This is a genomic window from Streptomyces sp. CNH189 (assembly GCF_000527195.1).
The window spans coordinates 192,847-208,121 of record NZ_AZUS01000010.1 but is presented as its reverse complement, the minus strand read 5'-3'; the positions used below and the strand labels follow the sequence as shown (position 1 = coordinate 208,121).

The following is a 15,275-nucleotide window of genomic DNA, read 5'->3' as shown; positions in this document are numbered from 1 at the left end:
GTACGGTCCTCCGGGGGGCTCCCGCCCTCCCCCGGCCACCCCTCCTTCACCTCCCGCCCCTGCCAGGGAACGTTCCGATGGAACAATCCCCCCATGGCGGAAATCATCCAGAAGGACGGCACGTGGACGTTCGACGGCGAGACCCTGCGCCTGACCCCCGGGCGCGACAAGAACATCGGCCTGCTGCGCCGCACGCTGGGTGAACTGGCGGTACCGCTGGAGGCGTTGGCGGGCATCTCCCTGGAGCAGGGCAAGAAGTCGGGCCGGCTCAGGCTGCGGTTGCGCGACGGCGCCGACCCGCTCCTGCACGCGACCGGCGGGCGCCTCACCGAGCCCCAGGACCCCTACCAGCTGGTCGTCGAGTCCGACCGCTACGGCGTCGCCGAGTACTTCACGGAGGAGGTCCGCACCGCCCTGCTGCTGGAGCAGATACCGTCCGGCCCGGTGACCGGCTACCTGCTGCCCGGCCCGCCCCTGCCCCTGTCCGTCTCCGCCGGGGACGGCACCGTCAGCTTCGACGGGGAGCGCGTACGGCTGGAGTGGAACTGGAAGACCGAGGACGCCAAGTCCGCCGCGGGCCCCCGCACCCTCGCGGTGCCGGACCTGGAGGGCGTGGAGTGGCAGCCGGCGGCCGGCCTGGAGAACGGCCACCTCCGCTTCCTCGTGCGCCACGCCCCCGCCAAGGTCCCGGCCAAGTACGACCCGAACGCCGTGGAGTTGTGGGGCTTCAAGAAGGACCCCCTGATGGCGCTGGTGGCCTCCGCCGTGCAGGCCCGACTGCCACACCCTTCCGCCCGGTCCACCCCCGCCGCCCCCGCCCTGGACGGCCCGCGCGCCCCCGAGGGCGACCGGCCCGCGCCGGCCGACCGCGCCGAGGACGGCCACGACGCGCTCCTGCGCCGGCTGCGGGAGCTGGGCGAGCTGCACCGCTCCGGCGTGCTCACGGACGACGAGTTCGCCCTTGCCAAGCAGGCCGTCCTGAAGCGCATGTAGCGGCCATCCGCCTGAGCCTGCCCGAAATCGGGCACGTTTCTTGCGAAACCGTCGGCGGTACCCCAGGATCATCGAGTGCACGACGAACTTGTCGATCATCTGACGCGGTCCACGCCCCTCAGCCGGGGCGAGGCGCTGCGGGTGATCCAGGACGTGCTCGCCTACTTCGACGAGACGACCGAGGAGTACGTCCGTCGCCGCCACCGCGAGCTCCAGGCCCAGGGCCTGGTGAACGCGACGATCTTCCAACGGATCGAGGCGGACCTGAGATACCGCGCGGTGGCGCCGCCCGAGCTCTCGCTCCGGCAGCTGCGCCGCATCGTCTACGGCTAGGAACATACCTGTATGTGCGGAATCGTCGGTTACATCGGCAGGCGTGAGGTCGCCCCCCTGCTGCTCGAGGGGCTGCAGCGTCTGGAGTACCGCGGCTACGACTCGGCGGGCATCGCCGTCACCGCCCCGAAGACCGGGACCCTGAAGACGGTCAAGGCCAAGGGCCGGGTGCGCGACCTGGAGGCCAAGGTCCCGGCGCGCTTCAAGGGCACCACCGGTATCGCCCACACCCGCTGGGCCACCCACGGCGCGCCGTCCGACGTGAACGCCCACCCCCACCTGGACGCCGAGGGCAAGGTCGCCGTCGTCCACAACGGCATCATCGACAACGCCGCCGACCTGCGCCGCAAGCTGGAGGCGGACGGCGTCGAGTTCCTCTCCGAGACCGACACCGAGGTCCTCGTCCACCTCATCGCCCGCTCGACGGCGGAGACGCTCGAGGACAAGGTCCGCGAGACCGTCCGCCTCATCGAGGGCACCTACGGCATCGCCGTGCTGCACGCCGACTTCCCCGACCGCATCGTCGTCGCCCGCAACGGCTCCCCGGTCGTCCTCGGCATCGGCGAGAAGGAGATGTTCGTCGCCTCGGACATCGCCGCGCTGGTCGCCCACACCCGCCAGATAGTCACCCTCGACGACGGCGAGATGGCCACCCTCACGGCCGACGACTTCCGCACCTACACCACGGAGGGCACGCGCACCACCGCCGAGCCCACCACCGTGGAGTGGGAGGCCGCCTCCTACGACATGGGCGGCCACGACACCTACATGCACAAGGAGATCCACGAGCAGGCCGAGGCCGTGGACCGCGTGCTGCGCGGCCGGATCGACGACCGCTTCTCCACCGTGCACCTGGGCGGCCTCAACCTGGACGCCCGGGAGGCCCGGCGCATCCGCCGCGTGAAGATCCTCGGCTGCGGCACCTCGTACCACGCCGGCATGATCGGCGCGCAGATGATCGAGGAGCTCGCCCGCATCCCCGCCGACGCCGAGCCGGCCTCCGAGTTCCGCTACCGCAACGCGGTCGTCGACCCCGACACGCTGTACGTCGCCGTCTCCCAGTCCGGTGAGACGTACGACGTGCTGGCCGCCGTCCAGGAGCTGAAGCGCAAGGGCGCCCGCGTCCTCGGCGTGGTCAACGTGGTCGGCTCCGCGATCGCCCGCGAGGCCGACGGCGGCGTCTACGTGCACGCCGGCCCGGAGGTCTGCGTCGTCTCCACCAAGTGCTTCACCAACACCACGGTCGCCTTCGCGCTGCTCGCCCTGCACCTGGGCCGCACCCGCGACCTCTCCGTGCGCGACGGCAAGCGGATCATCGAGGGACTGCGCCGCCTCCCCGCCCAGATCGCCGAGATCCTGGAGCAGGAGGAGCAGATCAAGAAGCTGGCCCTGGAGTACGCCGAGGCCCGCTCGATGCTCTTCATCGGCCGCGTCCGGGGCTACCCGGTGGCCCGTGAGGCCTCCCTGAAGCTCAAGGAGGTCTCGTACATCCACGCCGAGGCCTACCCGGCCTCCGAGCTGAAGCACGGCCCGCTGGCCCTGATCGAGCCGGCCCTGCCCACCGTGGCGATCGTCCCGGACGACGACCTGCTGGAGAAGAACCGCGCGGCGATGGAGGAGATCAAGGCCCGCAGCGGCCGGATCGTCGCCGTCGCGCACCAGGAGCAGGAGAAGGCGGACCACACGATCCTGGTCCCCAAGAACGAGGACGAGCTGGACCCGATCCTCATGGGCATCCCGCTCCAGCTCCTCGCCTACCACACGGCCCTGGCCCTCGGCCGCGACATCGACAAGCCCCGCAACCTCGCCAAGTCGGTCACGGTCGAATAATCACCCCCTGAGGGACAGCGCCCCGTAAGGGGCGCGGGGAACTGCGCGACAAGCCCCCACCCACCCGCACAGGCCGTGCAAACAGAACGGGCCCCCACGTGTTGCCGATCAACACGTGGGGGCCCGCTTCTGCAAGCTCACGTCATGGAATGACGACGACAGGCCGCTGCGCCCGCTTCGCCAACCTCCCCGCAACCGACCCGAAAAGCCGCCCCACGAGCCCGTGGGTGGAACCCACGACGATCGCATCGGCCTCGTACTCCCGCCCCACCTCTTCGAGTTCGTGGCAGATGTCCCCACCCCGCTCGACGAGGATCCACGGCACCTCGGCCAGATAGTCCGCACAGGCGAGCTCGAGCCCCAGCACCTCCGTACGGTGGTCCGGGACGTCCACGAAGACCGGCGGCTCGCACCCCGCCCACACCGTGGTGGGCAGCCGGTTCGCCACATGGACGATGATCAGTCCGGACCCGGAGCGGCGCGCCATGCCGATGGCGTACGCGAGGGCCCGTTCACTGGACGTGGACCCGTCGAAGCCGACCACCACCCCGTGCCGGAAGGCGGGATCGCACGCATGGCGTGATTCCTCCGCCGCCAGGGGTTCGGCCGCCGTCGGATCGGCGACCGGCCGCTTGCGGTCCGCGGGTTCGAAGAATTCGTGACCGGCCATGGCTGTCTCGGGGTTGTGATCCTTTGTGGGGACGACAGTGGGCGGCGGAGCTGTGTCCGGGAAGTATCTTCCCAACCCCATACCCCCAAGGGTACGGCGGCACGCCTCCCGGGCCCAGATCCCGCGCGAGCCGGAAGGCGGGTTCCCCGGAGCATGCACGAGGGTCCGCCCGCGACGCAACGGTTGCTGGCCTGTACAGGCGGTTTGCGCGGTATTCGCTTGACGGCCAGAGTGGGCCCCCGCAGAACGCAAGAGCCGTCCGGCCCCGGAACCGGTGACCGGCGGCCCGCCCCGCCGTTGGACTCCCGTGAACCACGCCCCAGGGGAGCACCCCATGCCCGGCCCCGCCCCCACCACCGACCGGAGCCCGAGCCTCGCCCCCGGCCGGAGCCCGAACCCCGCCCCCGGCCAGAACCCCGACCGCACCGCCGGCTCCCCGCCCCGACCGCACCCCGCGACGCCCCAGCGGGCCCCCGCGGACGACCTGCTCCGCTGGGCGGTCTTCAGCTGTCTGCTGGTTCCCGTGGTGCTGCTGTGGTGCGGCTCCTCGCTCGCCGGGGCGGCCGGCGTGGCGTGCGGCCTGGCGGCCGTCGCGGCCGTCTGCCGGCTGCTGCTGCGCCGCTCCCAACGGGCGGCCGTGCGAACGCCGTCGGCCCCGTCACGCACGCGGCACGGACGGCGTCGAGCAGCGGGCGCGAGGGCGCGGGCGTACGCCCCGCGCGACGGAGGACACACACCGGCCGGTTGACCGGTTTCCGCACCCACGCCCGTCTCTTTTCAGCCAACTTCCGGTCCTGGCGCGTCCCCTGCCGTGACCACCCCCCAACCCCCGTTCCACCTGCACGAAGAGGGAGTCGGGAGCCCCGCGCACCCTATGCGGTTTGGCCACCGCGACAAGGCGCACTTCCCTGCACGGCGCGCGAGTGCAACGCTTCGTGATCGAATGCTTCACGCCAAGTTGCCAAGTCGACAATGCACCGAGTGCCGAACTGGCCAGCGGTGCACGACGGGACACAGTAGATTCGATCTTGACTGTCTTACGGCGGGGGACTCGTGCAGGACCGAGGGGAAACGTGTTGGAGCGACAGACCCGAAGGGAACAGGGCGCCGCGACCACCGAGGGGGGCTTAGCAGGATGAGCCACGACTCCACTGCCGCGCCGGAAACCGCTGCCAGGAAACTCTCCGGGCGCCGCCGCAAGGAGATCGTCGCGGTGCTGCTGTTCAGCGGCGGCCCCATTTTCGAGAGTTCCATACCGCTGTCGGTGTTCGGGGTTGACCGCCAGGACGCCGGCGTGCCGCGCTACCGCCTGCTGGTGTGCGGCGGCGAGGACGGCCCGCTGCGGACCACAGGGGGCCTGGAACTCACCGCGCCACACGGCCTGGAGGCGATATCCCGGGCGGGCACCGTCGTGGTGCCGGCCTGGCGATCGATCACCTCCCCGCCACCGGAGGAGGCACTGGACGCACTGCGCCGTGCCCACGAGGAGGGCGCCCGCATCGTCGGGCTGTGCACCGGCGCCTTCGTCCTCGCGGCGGCTGGCCTGCTGGACGGCCGTCCCGCGACCACCCACTGGATGTACGCGCCGACGCTGGCCAAGCGCTATCCGTCGGTGCACGTCGATCCACGCGAACTGTTCGTGGACGACGGGGACGTGCTGACGTCGGCGGGCACGGCGGCCGGCATCGACCTGTGTCTGCACATCGTGCGCACGGACCACGGCAACGAGGCGGCCGGCGCGCTCGCCCGGCGCCTGGTGGTCCCGCCGCGCCGCAGCGGCGGCCAGGAGCGCTACCTCGACAGGTCTTTACCGGAGGAGATCGGCGCCGACCCGCTCGCCGAGGTCGTCGCCTGGGCGCTGGAGCACCTCCACGAGCAGTTCGACGTGGAGACGCTCGCCGCCCGTGCGTACATGAGCCGCCGCACCTTCGACCGCCGGTTCCGCTCGCTGACCGGCAGCGCGCCGCTGCAGTGGCTGATCACGCAGCGGGTGCTCCAGGCGCAGCGCCTGCTGGAGACGTCGGACTACTCGGTGGACGAGGTGGCCGGCCGCTGCGGCTTCCGCTCGCCGGTCGCGCTGCGCGGACACTTCCGGCGCCAGCTCGGTTCGTCCCCGGCCGCCTACCGGGCCGCGTACCGCGCACGGCGCCCGCAGGCGGACCGCGGCCAGGACCCCGACAACACGCCCGGCTCCCCGGGGCCCGTCCCGTCCGGCCAGCCGGCCCACACGGGACACCCGGTGCCGCCGTCGTCGTACCCGGACAGCCCGGTCCCGCACCAGTCCCGCCGTACGGCGACGGCCGGCGCCCTGGGCCCGTCCCTGACCGCCTCGGCCCCGGGCGTACCGGGGCAGCGCAGCGCGCCGTGAGGTGACCGCCGTGAGGGCCGGAGGCCGTGTGCCTGCGGCCCTCACGGCTGTGCGGAGACATCCGGGGAATCCCCACCTCACCACCCGGTCCGGCACGGCGCCGCGCCCCGTATGGTTAGACACATGAACGATCGCATGGTGTGGATCGACTGCGAGATGACCGGCCTCTCGCTGTCGGACGACGCGCTCATCGAGGTGGCCGCCCTCGTGACCGACTCCGAGCTGAACGTGCTCGGCGAGGGCGTCGACATCGTCATCCGCCCGCCGGAGCGGGCCCTGGAGACGATGCCGGAGGTGGTGCGCGCGATGCACACCGCGTCGGGGCTGCTCGAGGAGCTGCCGGACGGCACGACGCTGGAGGACGCCGAGCAGCGCGTCCTCGCGTTCATCAAGGAGCATGTCAAGGAGCCCGGCAAGGCGCCCCTGTGCGGGAACTCCGTCGGCACCGACCGCGGCTTCCTGCTGCGCGACATGCCGACCCTGGAGGACTACCTCCACTACCGGATCGTCGACGTGTCCAGCATCAAGGAGCTGGCCCGCCGCTGGTACCCGAGGGCGTACTTCAACAGCCCCGAGAAGAACGGCAACCACCGCGCGCTCGCCGACATCCGCGAGTCCATCGCGGAGCTGCGGTACTACCGCGAGGCCGTCTTCGTGCCCCAGCCGGGACCCGACTCCGACACCGCGAAGAAGATCGCCGCGAAGCACGTCCTGCCTGCTCAGTAGGTGTACGGAGGGGGTTCAGGGGGGCCGCGCGGAAAGGTGGGCGCGAGCACCCCTTCGGACCCTGTACACTTTTTCTCGGCCGGTCAGGGAAGTCACTGACCTCCTCGGAACCGGTCCATGGTGGGTGTAGCTCAGATGGTAGAGCACCTGGTTGTGGTCCAGGATGTCGCGGGTTCAAGTCCCGTCACTCACCCTCACCGCAGCAGCCGGTGACCTCGCAAGGGGTCACCGGCTGCTGACGTTTCCGGGCGCCTACGGACGTCTCCCGGGGCATCCCCGTACGCTCCGGATGGAAGAGGGGCGGACGGCGGGCAGCCGTCCCGCCCCCTCTCTCGCCGCTCAGGACGACGCGCGCTCCACCAGTTCCGTCGCCAGTACCATCTGACGGCGCTCCAACTCCCGCGTGGCGGTCGGGCGGCGGTCGGCGACCTCGGCGAGCAGCAGGTCGGTCATCGCCCGGCCCATCTCCTCGATCGGCTGGCGCACGCTGGTCAGCGGCGGGTCCATGTGGCGGGCGATCGCGGAGTCGTCGTACCCGACCAGCGCCACGTCGTCCGGGATGCGGCGGCCCGCCTCGCGCAGCGCCTGCCGGGCACCGGCCGCCGTGACGTCCGAGGCGGCGAAGACGGCGTCCAGGTCGGGGCGGCGCTCCAGCAGGGCCGTCATCGCGCGCCGGCCGCCGCCCTCGGAGAAGTCGCCCGGCTCGATCAGCAGCTCGTCCACCGGGTGGCCGGCGTCGCGCAGCGCGTCCCGGTAGCCGCCGACGCGGCGCTGGGCGCCGTAGACGTCCAGGCGGCCGGTGATGTGGGCGACGGTCCGCCGCCCCCGGCCGATGAGGTGCTCGACGGCCTGCCGGGCGCCGCCGTAGTTGTCGGAGTCCACCGAGGTGAGCGTTTCCTCCGCCGAGCGGGGGCCGCTGATCACCGCCGGGATCTCCAGCTGGGACAGCATGTCGGGCAGCGGGTCGTCGGCGTGCACCGAGACCAGCAGCACCCCGTCCACCCGGTGCGCGGCCAGGTACTGGGCGAGCCGCTGCCGCTCCCGGTCGCTGCCCGCGAAGATCAGCAGCAGCTGCATCTCGGTGTCGGACAGGGCGGCGCCGACCCCGCGGAGCATGTCGGAGAAGTAGGGCTCGGTGAAGAAGCGGGTCTCGGGCTCGGGCACCACGAGGGCTATGGCGTCGGTGCGGTTGGCCGCCAGGGCGCGGGCCGCGGTGTTGGGGACATAACCGAGTTCGGCGACGGCCGCCTCCACGGCGGCGCGTGTGGCGTCGCTCACCCGGGGCGAGCCGTTGATCACCCGTGAAACCGTGCCACGGCCCACTCCGGCGCGTGCTGCCACCTCTTCGAGGGTGGGGCGGCCACCACTTCGGCCCCGCACTCCGTGGCTTGCCATCCGCCCCGCCTTCCTTTGTGTGTCACGCTGGCCTGGAATGTAACAGCCCCGGCAGTGACGGTGACCACCCCGCGAGGGCGTCCGTGCGGACTCCGGCGTTCCGAAGGACGGTCCCCCCGGCCAAGTTAACGGGCAGATAACTGAACGCACTTTGCGGTGTCTGTTCCCTTGACACCCCCGCCCGGACCCGCGACTCTTCAACACATCACTTGTGGGAGCGCTCCCACGGTACCTGACACATACACAACCCGCACGTTCCCCGCCCGAGCCGCAACGCGCAGAATACGGGTCAACAACGCCGTTGGCCGGGGGGTCGGCACGTCAGGGCAACAGGAGGACGCAATGCGAGCACGTACCCTGCCCCTCACCAGGCAGCGGTCGGGCGGGGGGAAGCCCTTCGCCCGCCGGGCGCTGGCCGTAGCGGCCGTGGTGTCGCTGGGCACCGGGCTGCTGGCCGGCTGCGCCGACGACGGCGGCGACGACAGCTCTGGTGGTTCCTCGTCCGGCGAGGGCAAGACCAAGATCACCCTGGGTCTGTTCGGCACCATGGGCTTCAAGGAGGCGGGTCTCTACGCCGAGTACGAGAAGCTCAACCCGGACATCAAGATCGAGGAAAACGTCGTCGAGCGGAACGAGAACTACTACCCCGCTCTCGTCAACCACCTGACCACCAACAGTGGGCTGATGGACGTGCAGGCGATCGAGGTCGCCAACATCGCCGAGGTCGTCGGCACCCAGGCGGACAAGTTCACGGACATGTCCAAGGTCGAGGGTGTGAAGAAGGACGGCTGGCTGCCCTGGAAGTGGGAGCAGGCCACCGCCAAGGGCGGCGAGACCATCGCCCTCGGCACCGACGTCGGCCCGATGGCCATCTGTTACCGCAAGGACCTCTTCGAGAAGGCCGGCCTGCCGAGCGACCGCGAGGAGGTCGGCAAGCTGTGGGCGGGCGACTGGAACAAGTTCCTGGCGACCGGTGAGAAGTACAAGAAGGCGGCCGGCAAGGACACCTTCTTCATGGACTCCCCCGGCGGTCTGCTGAACGCCGTCCTCAGCAGTGAGAAGGAGAAGTTCTACGACGCGTCCGGCGAGGTCATCTACAAGACCAACCCGGCCGTGAAGTCCGCCTTCGACCTGACCGCGGACGCGGCCGAGAAGGGCCTCGTCCAGTCGCAGACGCAGTTCCAGCCGGCCTGGGACACCACCATCGCCAACAGCAAGTTCGCCACCGTCGCCTGCCCGCCGTGGATGCTCGGCTACATCAAGGGCAAGTCGAAGCCGGACGCGGCCGGCAAGTGGGACGTCGCCGTGGCCCCGAAGTCCGGCAACTGGGGCGGCTCCTTCCTCGGCGTGCCGAAGAGCGGCAAGAACGTCGAGGAGGCGCAGAAGCTGGTGGCCTGGCTGACCGCGCCCGAGCAGCAGGCGAAGCTGTTCAAGGTGCAGGGCTCCTTCCCGAGCGCCACGGCCGCGTTCGACAGCCCGGAGGTGACCGGCGCGAAGAACGAGATGACCGGTGACGCCCCGATCGGCACGATCTTCTCCGAGGCCGCCAAGCAGATCCCCGTCCAGGTGATCGGCCCGAAGGACCAGATCATCCAGCAGGGTCTGACCGACAACGGCGTCATCCTCGTGACGAAGGGCAAGTCGGCCGAGGAGGCCTGGGAGACGGCCACCAAGACCATCGACAACAACCTGGACAAGTGACCCGCATGGCCACCCGTTCCGACACCGCCGCGTCCCCCGTCAAGGGGGGCGCGGCCCCGGGCCGTGCGCCCGGCAGCCCCTCCGTGGACAAGGAAGGCAGGCGCCGGGCCAAACTGTCCCGCCGCTGGCAGCGCGACGCCCGCTTCAGCCCCTACGCGTTCGTCGCCCCGTTCTTCCTGCTGTTCGCGGCCTTCGGGCTGTTCCCGCTGATCTACACCGGCTGGGCCTCGCTGCACCAGGTCGAGCTGACCGCGCCGACCGACATGGACTGGGTCGGGCTGAGGAACTACACCCGGATCTTCGACGACGACTTCTTCTGGAACGCGGCGCAGAACACCCTGACCATCGGCATCATCTCCACCGTTCCGCAGCTGATGATCGCCATGGGCATCGCCCACATCCTGAACTACAAGCTGCGCGCCTCGACCTTCTGGCGGGTCGCGATGCTCGCGCCGTACGCCACCTCGATCGCCGCCGCGACCCTGGTGTTCGTGCTGCTCTTCGGCCGTGACTACGGCATGATCAACTGGGTGCTCGACGCCGTCGGGATCGATCCGATCGGCTGGCAGGACGACAAGTGGCCCGGCCAGATAGCCGTGTCCACGATCATCATCTGGCGCTGGACCGGCTACAACGCGCTGATCTACCTCGCCGCGATGCAGGCCATCCCGCAGGACCTGTACGAGTCGGCGGCGCTGGACGGCGCCAGCCGCTGGCGGCAGTTCCTGCACGTGACACTGCCCTCGCTGCGCCCGACGATCCTGTTCACCGTGGTGGTCTCGACGATCGGCGCCAGCCAGGTCTTCGGCGAGCCGCTGCTGTTCGACCCCAACAAGGGCGCGTCGGGCGGCGCGGAGCACCAGTTCCAGACGCTCGGCCTGTACCTGTACGAACAGGGCTGGGTCAACCAGCACCTGGGCCGTGCCTCGGCGATCGCCTGGACCATGTTCGCGATCCTGATCGTCATCGCCATCATCAACCAGCTCATCTCGCGCCGGCTGCGCGCCAGCAGTTAAGGAGTGTGGCCGTGACGACGACTGTGACGCCCCCCGAGACACCGATCGTCAAGGAAGAGAAGCGCTCGCGCCTGCCGAAGTCGGCGCGTGCGGGCGGCACCCTGCACGGCGGTCCGATCGCCTACGCGGTCCTGATCGTGTTCACGCTCGTGTCGCTGTTCCCCCTGGTGTGGACCGCGATCGCCGCGTCCCGTGACAACCAGCGCCTGGCGGAGAACCCCCCGCCGCTCTGGTTCGGCTCGAACCTGTTCAAGAACCTGGAGATCGCCTGGAAGGACGCCAACCTCGGCGAGGCCTTCCTCAACACCACCATCGTGGCGGGCATCTCCGCGGTGACCATCGTGGTGCTGTCGACGGTCGCCGGGTTCGCCTTCGCCAAGCTGCGGTTCAAGGGCCGCAACGCCCTCATGCTGCTGGTCATCGGCACGATGATGGTTCCGCCGCAGCTCAGCATCATCCCGCTGTACATGATGGTGGCCAAGCTCGACTGGACCGACCAGCTCCAGGCGGTCATCTTCCCGTCGCTGGTCAGCGCGTTCGGTGTGTTCTTCATGCGGCAGTACCTTCTGCAGGCGCTGCCCGACGAGGTCATCGAGGCCGCCCGGGTGGACGGCGCGAGCAGTTGGCGCGTGGTGTGGCACGTGGTCTTCCCGGCCGCGCGGCCGGCCATGGCCGTGCTCGGCATGCTGATGTTCGTGCAGGCGTGGAACGACTTCCTGTGGCCGTTCCTGGTGCTGACGCAGACCGGCAACCCGACGGTGCAGGTCGCCGTCGCGGGCCTCGGCCGCGGCTACACCCCCGACCAGTCCCTGATCATGGCGGGCGCGCTGCTGGGCACGCTGCCCCTGCTGCTGGTCTTCGCGATCTTCGGCAAGCAGATCGTGGGCGGCATCATGCAGGGCGCCGTGAAGGGCTGACGCCCGCACCCCGACACCCGTGGGGCCGGGTCGCCGCCGTCCCGGCCCCCTTCCTTCTCCTTACGTACTCGTCGGTCTTCAACGACCTCTATGCGACCTCTATGGGAGCGCTTCCATGTCTGACTCCGCCACGCCGGCGACCCCGGTGACCTTTCCTCCGGCCTTCCTCTGGGGCGCCGCGACCTCCGCGTACCAGATCGAGGGGGCGGTGCGGGAGGACGGACGTACCCCTTCCATCTGGGACACCTTCAGTCACACGCCCGGCAAGACCGCCGGCGGCGAGACCGGTGACGTCGCTGTCGACCACTACCACCGCTACCGCGACGACGTGGCGCTGATGGCGGACCTCAACCTGCAGGCCTACCGCTTCTCCGTGTCCTGGTCGCGGGTGCAGCCCACCGGCCGGGGCCCGGCCGTACAGCGCGGTCTGGACTTCTACCGGCGGCTGGTCGACGAGCTGCTCGCGAAGGGCATCAAGCCGGCCGTCACGCTCTACCACTGGGACCTCCCGCAGGAGCTGGAGGACGCCGGCGGCTGGCCGGAGCGCGACACCGCCTACCGCTTCGCCGAGTACGCGCAGATCATGGGCGAGGCGCTCGGCGACCGCGTGGACACCTGGATGACCCTCAACGAGCCGTGGTGCAGCGCCTTCCTCGGGTACGCCTCCGGTGTGCACGCGCCCGGCCGCACCGACCCGGCCGCCGCGCTGAAGGCCGCCCACCACCTGAACCTGGCCCACGGCCTGGGCACCAAGGCGCTGCGCACGGTGCTGCCGGCCCGCAGCCAGATCTCCCTCAGCCTGAACACCTCCGTGGTGCGCCCGCTGAACCCGCAGTCCCCGGCGGACGTGGTGGCGGCCCGCAAGATCGACGACCTGTCGGGCGGCATCTTCCACGGCCCGATCCTGCACGGCGCCTACCCCGAGACGCTGCTGGAGGCGACGTCGTCGGTGACCGACTGGTCGTGCATCCAGGACGGCGACCTGGACACGATCCACCAGCCGATCGACGCGCTGGGTCTCAACTACTACACGCCGACCCTGGTGTCGGCCGCCGACCCGGACGACAAGGGCCCGCGCGCCGACGGCCACGGGGCCAGCGAGCACTCGCCGTGGCCCGCCTCGGACGACGTGGCCTTCCACCAGTCGCCGGGCGAGCAGACCGAGATGGGCTGGTCGGTCGACCCGACCGGTCTGCACGAGCTGATCATGCGCTACCACCGCGAGGCTCCCGGCCTGCCGCTCTACATCACCGAGAACGGCGCCGCCTACGACGACAAGCCGGACGCCGACGGCAGGGTCCACGACCCCGAGCGCGTCGCCTACCTGCACGGCCACCTCTCCGCTGTGCGCCGGGCCATCGCCGACGGCGCGGACGTGCGCGGCTACTTCCTGTGGTCGCTGCTGGACAACTTCGAGTGGGCCTACGGCTACGAGAAGCGCTTCGGCGCGGTCTACGTCGACTACGTCAGCCAGAAGCGGACGCCGAAGTCCAGCGCCCTGTGGTACGCGCGGGCGGCCAAGTCGGGTGAGCTTCCGGAGCCCGAGGGCATCTGACCGGCCCTCGGGGTTCCGGGAGGAACGGGGCGCGGGTTCGGGGGGCGGGGCGCGGTGTCCCTGGGGAGTGCCGCGTCCCGCTCGCGTGCGTCAGGGCCTGCCACCGGACGCACGGGTGCCCCGGCCGGGTGGGGGGAGGTCCGGCCGGGGCACGCGCGTCCCCGTTGTTCGCGGTGGCTGGTGGACGCCCTTCGTGGGGGCGCCGGAGGATCAGTTGTAGGCCGCGAACGCCTTCGAGAAGGCGAACTTCTCCTGGAGGACCGAGCTGCACGTGGCGTCGGCGGACGGCTTCTGACCGCCGGGGCACTGCTGGTCGCGGGTGCCGGACCACATCGACAGCCGGCCCAGGCCCTTGGCCTTGGCGAAGTTCACCAGCTGGGTGGCGTCCTCCACCGTGAAGATCTCGGTGACGACGTCGTTGACACCGATCATCGGGGTGACCGCGACCGTCTTCCACGCCTCGGCCTCGCCGAGCCCGAGGATTCCCTTGATCTGGGCCTGGGTGGCGGTGGCGGCCTGCTCGGCGTAGGTGCCCATGTCGTCGCTGTAGGCGGGCCCGTAGTCCATCGCCATGATGTTGACGGCGTCGATCCGCACGCCGTTCCGCTCGGCGTCGGCGAGCAGGTCCACCCCGTCCTGGGTGAGCCCCTCCGGCATGACCGGCAGGGTGTAGGAGACGTCGAGGTCCGGGTGGGACTTCTGCAGCGCGGCGATCGCCTGGGCGCGGCGGGTGTTGGCGGCCGCGTTCGGCAGGGCGCCGCCCTCGACGTCGAAGTCGACCTTGGTCAGTCCGTAGGTGTCGACGACCTCGGTGTAGGCGGCGGTGAGCGCGTCCACCGAGGTGCAGGTGGTGCCGAGTTCGGAGCCGGCCGCGCCGCCGAAGGAGACACGGACGTCGCCGCCCGCGGCGCGCAGCGCGTCGATCTGCCCGGCGACAGCGTTGTCGCGGAGGCCTCCGGTACCGCCCCACCTGGGGGTGCAGCCGCCGCCGTCGGTGACGAACGCCAGGGTGTACTCCTTCACGCCGGTCGCCTCGGCGCTCGCGAGCAGGTCGTACGCGGGGAAGAGGGAGGTGTCGACGTACGGCGCGAAGCCGGCGCCGTCCGCGGAGCCGCCGCCGGTGGTCCGCGTGGGCTCGGGGGCCGGCTCGGTGGCGGGGTCGCCGGGGCGGGTGGGTTCCTCGGTGGGGGTGGGCTGCTGGGTGGGGGTGTCGGTGGGCCGGCCGCTGGGCTCCGGCGCGGGCCCGCCCTCGCCGCAGGTGGCGCCGTCTACGAGGCAGCCGGTGGGGTCGGCTGTGCCCTTGACGACGAAGCCGACGGTGACGGACTCGCCGGGGGCCAGGCCGTCGGTGTCCCACTTCGGGGGCGTCACGGTGACGTGCCGGCCGCTCACCCGCGACTCGGCGTTCCACAGCGAGCCGAGTTCGGTGCCGGCCGGCAGTTCGAACTCCAGCGTCCAGTCGCCGCTCCCGCCGCTGTTGTTGGTCACCACGTACTGGGCGGTGTAGCCGGTCGGCCACTCGCTGGTCCGGGTGTACGCGGCTGCCACGCCCGCGGCCTGCGCGGTGCTGGTGAACAGGAACGCCCCGCCGCCGGCCACGGCCGCGGCGGCCACCGCGCCGATCGCCTTGTTCCTGCCGCTGATCCTGCGCCGGTGCGTACTCATCGCGTGCCTGCCTTCGTCGCCGTTCGTGGGGGGTGTGCGGCAGCACGCTAGCGATCCGGAATCGGACAACTCGCCTGTTCCGGGGAGCGGTCGGGGATCTTAGGGT

General features: G+C 70.9%; 13 protein-coding genes and 1 tRNA gene. 11 read left to right on the top strand and 3 right to left on the bottom strand.

What is annotated here, in order from left to right; all coding sequences use genetic code 11:
• Positions 1 to 93 precede the first annotated feature (93 nt).
• From B100_RS0116225 to glmS, 3 genes are all read left to right on the top strand, one after another.
• A complete protein-coding gene (locus tag B100_RS0116225) occupies positions 94 to 993 on the top strand; it encodes a DUF4429 domain-containing protein (RefSeq protein WP_024885489.1) in 900 nt (299 codons plus the stop codon).
• A gap of 75 nt (positions 994 to 1,068) precedes the next feature.
• Positions 1,069 to 1,326 carry a hypothetical protein gene (locus B100_RS0116220; protein ID WP_006131553.1) on the top strand — a complete coding sequence of 86 codons (258 nt, stop codon included), beginning with the start codon at positions 1,069 to 1,071 and terminating at the stop codon, positions 1,324 to 1,326.
• Positions 1,327 to 1,338: 12 nt separating this feature from the next.
• A complete protein-coding gene (gene glmS, locus B100_RS0116215) occupies positions 1,339 to 3,156 on the top strand; it encodes a glutamine--fructose-6-phosphate transaminase (isomerizing) (protein ID WP_024885488.1) in 1,818 nt (605 codons plus the stop codon).
• Positions 3,157 to 3,298: 142 nt separating this feature from the next.
• Here glmS and B100_RS0116210 read toward each other — a convergent pair whose 3' ends face one another.
• Positions 3,299 to 3,826: a universal stress protein gene (locus B100_RS0116210; RefSeq protein WP_024885487.1), complete on the bottom strand. Its 528-nt coding sequence runs from the start codon at positions 3,824 to 3,826 to the stop codon at positions 3,299 to 3,301.
• 334 nt (positions 3,827 to 4,160) lie between these two features.
• On the opposite strand from B100_RS0116210, the gene B100_RS37615 reads away from it, so the two are divergent.
• The 4 genes from B100_RS37615 to B100_RS0116190 all read left to right on the top strand — a co-directional run bounded on the left by B100_RS37615 (position 4,161) and on the right by B100_RS0116190 (position 7,113).
• Positions 4,161 to 4,574, top strand: a complete 414-nt coding sequence (locus B100_RS37615; RefSeq protein ID WP_024885486.1) for a hypothetical protein — start codon at positions 4,161 to 4,163, stop codon at positions 4,572 to 4,574.
• A gap of 387 nt (positions 4,575 to 4,961) precedes the next feature.
• A complete protein-coding gene (locus tag B100_RS0116200; RefSeq protein ID WP_024885485.1) occupies positions 4,962 to 6,194 on the top strand; it encodes a helix-turn-helix domain-containing protein in 1,233 nt (410 codons plus the stop codon).
• Positions 6,195 to 6,317: 123 nt separating this feature from the next.
• Positions 6,318 to 6,920: an oligoribonuclease gene (gene orn, locus B100_RS0116195; protein ID WP_024885484.1), complete on the top strand. Its 603-nt coding sequence runs from the start codon at positions 6,318 to 6,320 to the stop codon at positions 6,918 to 6,920.
• Positions 6,921 to 7,040: 120 nt separating this feature from the next.
• A tRNA-His gene (locus B100_RS0116190) sits at positions 7,041 to 7,113 on the top strand.
• A gap of 146 nt (positions 7,114 to 7,259) precedes the next feature.
• On the opposite strand, the gene B100_RS0116185 is transcribed toward B100_RS0116190, so the two are convergent.
• Complete coding sequence (locus tag B100_RS0116185; RefSeq protein ID WP_024885483.1) at positions 7,260 to 8,315, bottom strand: LacI family DNA-binding transcriptional regulator; 1,056 nt, start codon at positions 8,313 to 8,315, stop codon at positions 7,260 to 7,262.
• 342 nt (positions 8,316 to 8,657) lie between these two features.
• Here B100_RS0116185 and B100_RS0116180 point away from each other — a divergent pair, with 342 nt between their 5' ends.
• The 4 genes from B100_RS0116180 (at position 8,658) to B100_RS0116165 (ending at position 13,504) form a co-directional block, all read left to right on the top strand.
• Positions 8,658 to 10,016 (top strand): extracellular solute-binding protein, encoded by a 1,359-nt coding sequence (locus tag B100_RS0116180; RefSeq protein ID WP_024885482.1) that lies wholly within the window; start codon positions 8,658 to 8,660, stop codon positions 10,014 to 10,016.
• Positions 10,017 to 10,021: 5 nt separating this feature from the next.
• A complete protein-coding gene (locus B100_RS0116175) occupies positions 10,022 to 11,032 on the top strand; it encodes a carbohydrate ABC transporter permease (protein WP_024885481.1) in 1,011 nt (336 codons plus the stop codon).
• 11 nt (positions 11,033 to 11,043) lie between these two features.
• Complete coding sequence (locus B100_RS0116170; RefSeq protein ID WP_024885480.1) at positions 11,044 to 11,949, top strand: carbohydrate ABC transporter permease; 906 nt, start codon at positions 11,044 to 11,046, stop codon at positions 11,947 to 11,949.
• 115 nt (positions 11,950 to 12,064) lie between these two features.
• Positions 12,065 to 13,504: a GH1 family beta-glucosidase gene (locus B100_RS0116165; RefSeq protein ID WP_024885479.1), complete on the top strand. Its 1,440-nt coding sequence runs from the start codon at positions 12,065 to 12,067 to the stop codon at positions 13,502 to 13,504.
• Between the two features lie 210 nt (positions 13,505 to 13,714).
• Here B100_RS0116165 and B100_RS0116160 read toward each other — a convergent pair whose 3' ends face one another.
• Positions 13,715 to 15,169 carry a cellulose binding domain-containing protein gene (locus B100_RS0116160; RefSeq protein ID WP_024885478.1) on the bottom strand — a complete coding sequence of 485 codons (1,455 nt, stop codon included), beginning with the start codon at positions 15,167 to 15,169 and terminating at the stop codon, positions 13,715 to 13,717.
• Positions 15,170 to 15,275: the final 106 nt, after the last annotated feature.

Bases quoted from the DNA above. Each gene is read 5' to 3' on its own strand.
- glmS (WP_024885488.1), top strand. From the start codon at position 1,339: ATGTGCGGAATCGTCGGTTACATCGGCAGGCGTGAGGTCGCCCCCCTG.
- B100_RS0116210 (WP_024885487.1), bottom strand. From the start codon at position 3,826: ATGGCCGGTCACGAATTCTTCGAACCCGCGGACCGCAAGCGGCCGGTC.
- B100_RS37615 (WP_024885486.1), top strand. From the start codon at position 4,161: ATGCCCGGCCCCGCCCCCACCACCGACCGGAGCCCGAGCCTCGCCCCC.
- B100_RS0116175 (WP_024885481.1), top strand. From the start codon at position 10,022: ATGGCCACCCGTTCCGACACCGCCGCGTCCCCCGTCAAGGGGGGCGCG.
- B100_RS0116225 (WP_024885489.1), top strand. From the start codon at position 94: ATGGCGGAAATCATCCAGAAGGACGGCACGTGGACGTTCGACGGCGAG.
- B100_RS0116165 (WP_024885479.1), top strand. From the start codon at position 12,065: ATGTCTGACTCCGCCACGCCGGCGACCCCGGTGACCTTTCCTCCGGCC.
- orn (WP_024885484.1), top strand. From the start codon at position 6,318: ATGAACGATCGCATGGTGTGGATCGACTGCGAGATGACCGGCCTCTCG.
- B100_RS0116200 (WP_024885485.1), top strand. From the start codon at position 4,962: ATGAGCCACGACTCCACTGCCGCGCCGGAAACCGCTGCCAGGAAACTC.
- B100_RS0116180 (WP_024885482.1), top strand. From the start codon at position 8,658: ATGCGAGCACGTACCCTGCCCCTCACCAGGCAGCGGTCGGGCGGGGGG.
- B100_RS0116160 (WP_024885478.1), bottom strand. From the start codon at position 15,169: ATGAGTACGCACCGGCGCAGGATCAGCGGCAGGAACAAGGCGATCGGC.
- B100_RS0116185 (WP_024885483.1), bottom strand. From the start codon at position 8,315: ATGGCAAGCCACGGAGTGCGGGGCCGAAGTGGTGGCCGCCCCACCCTC.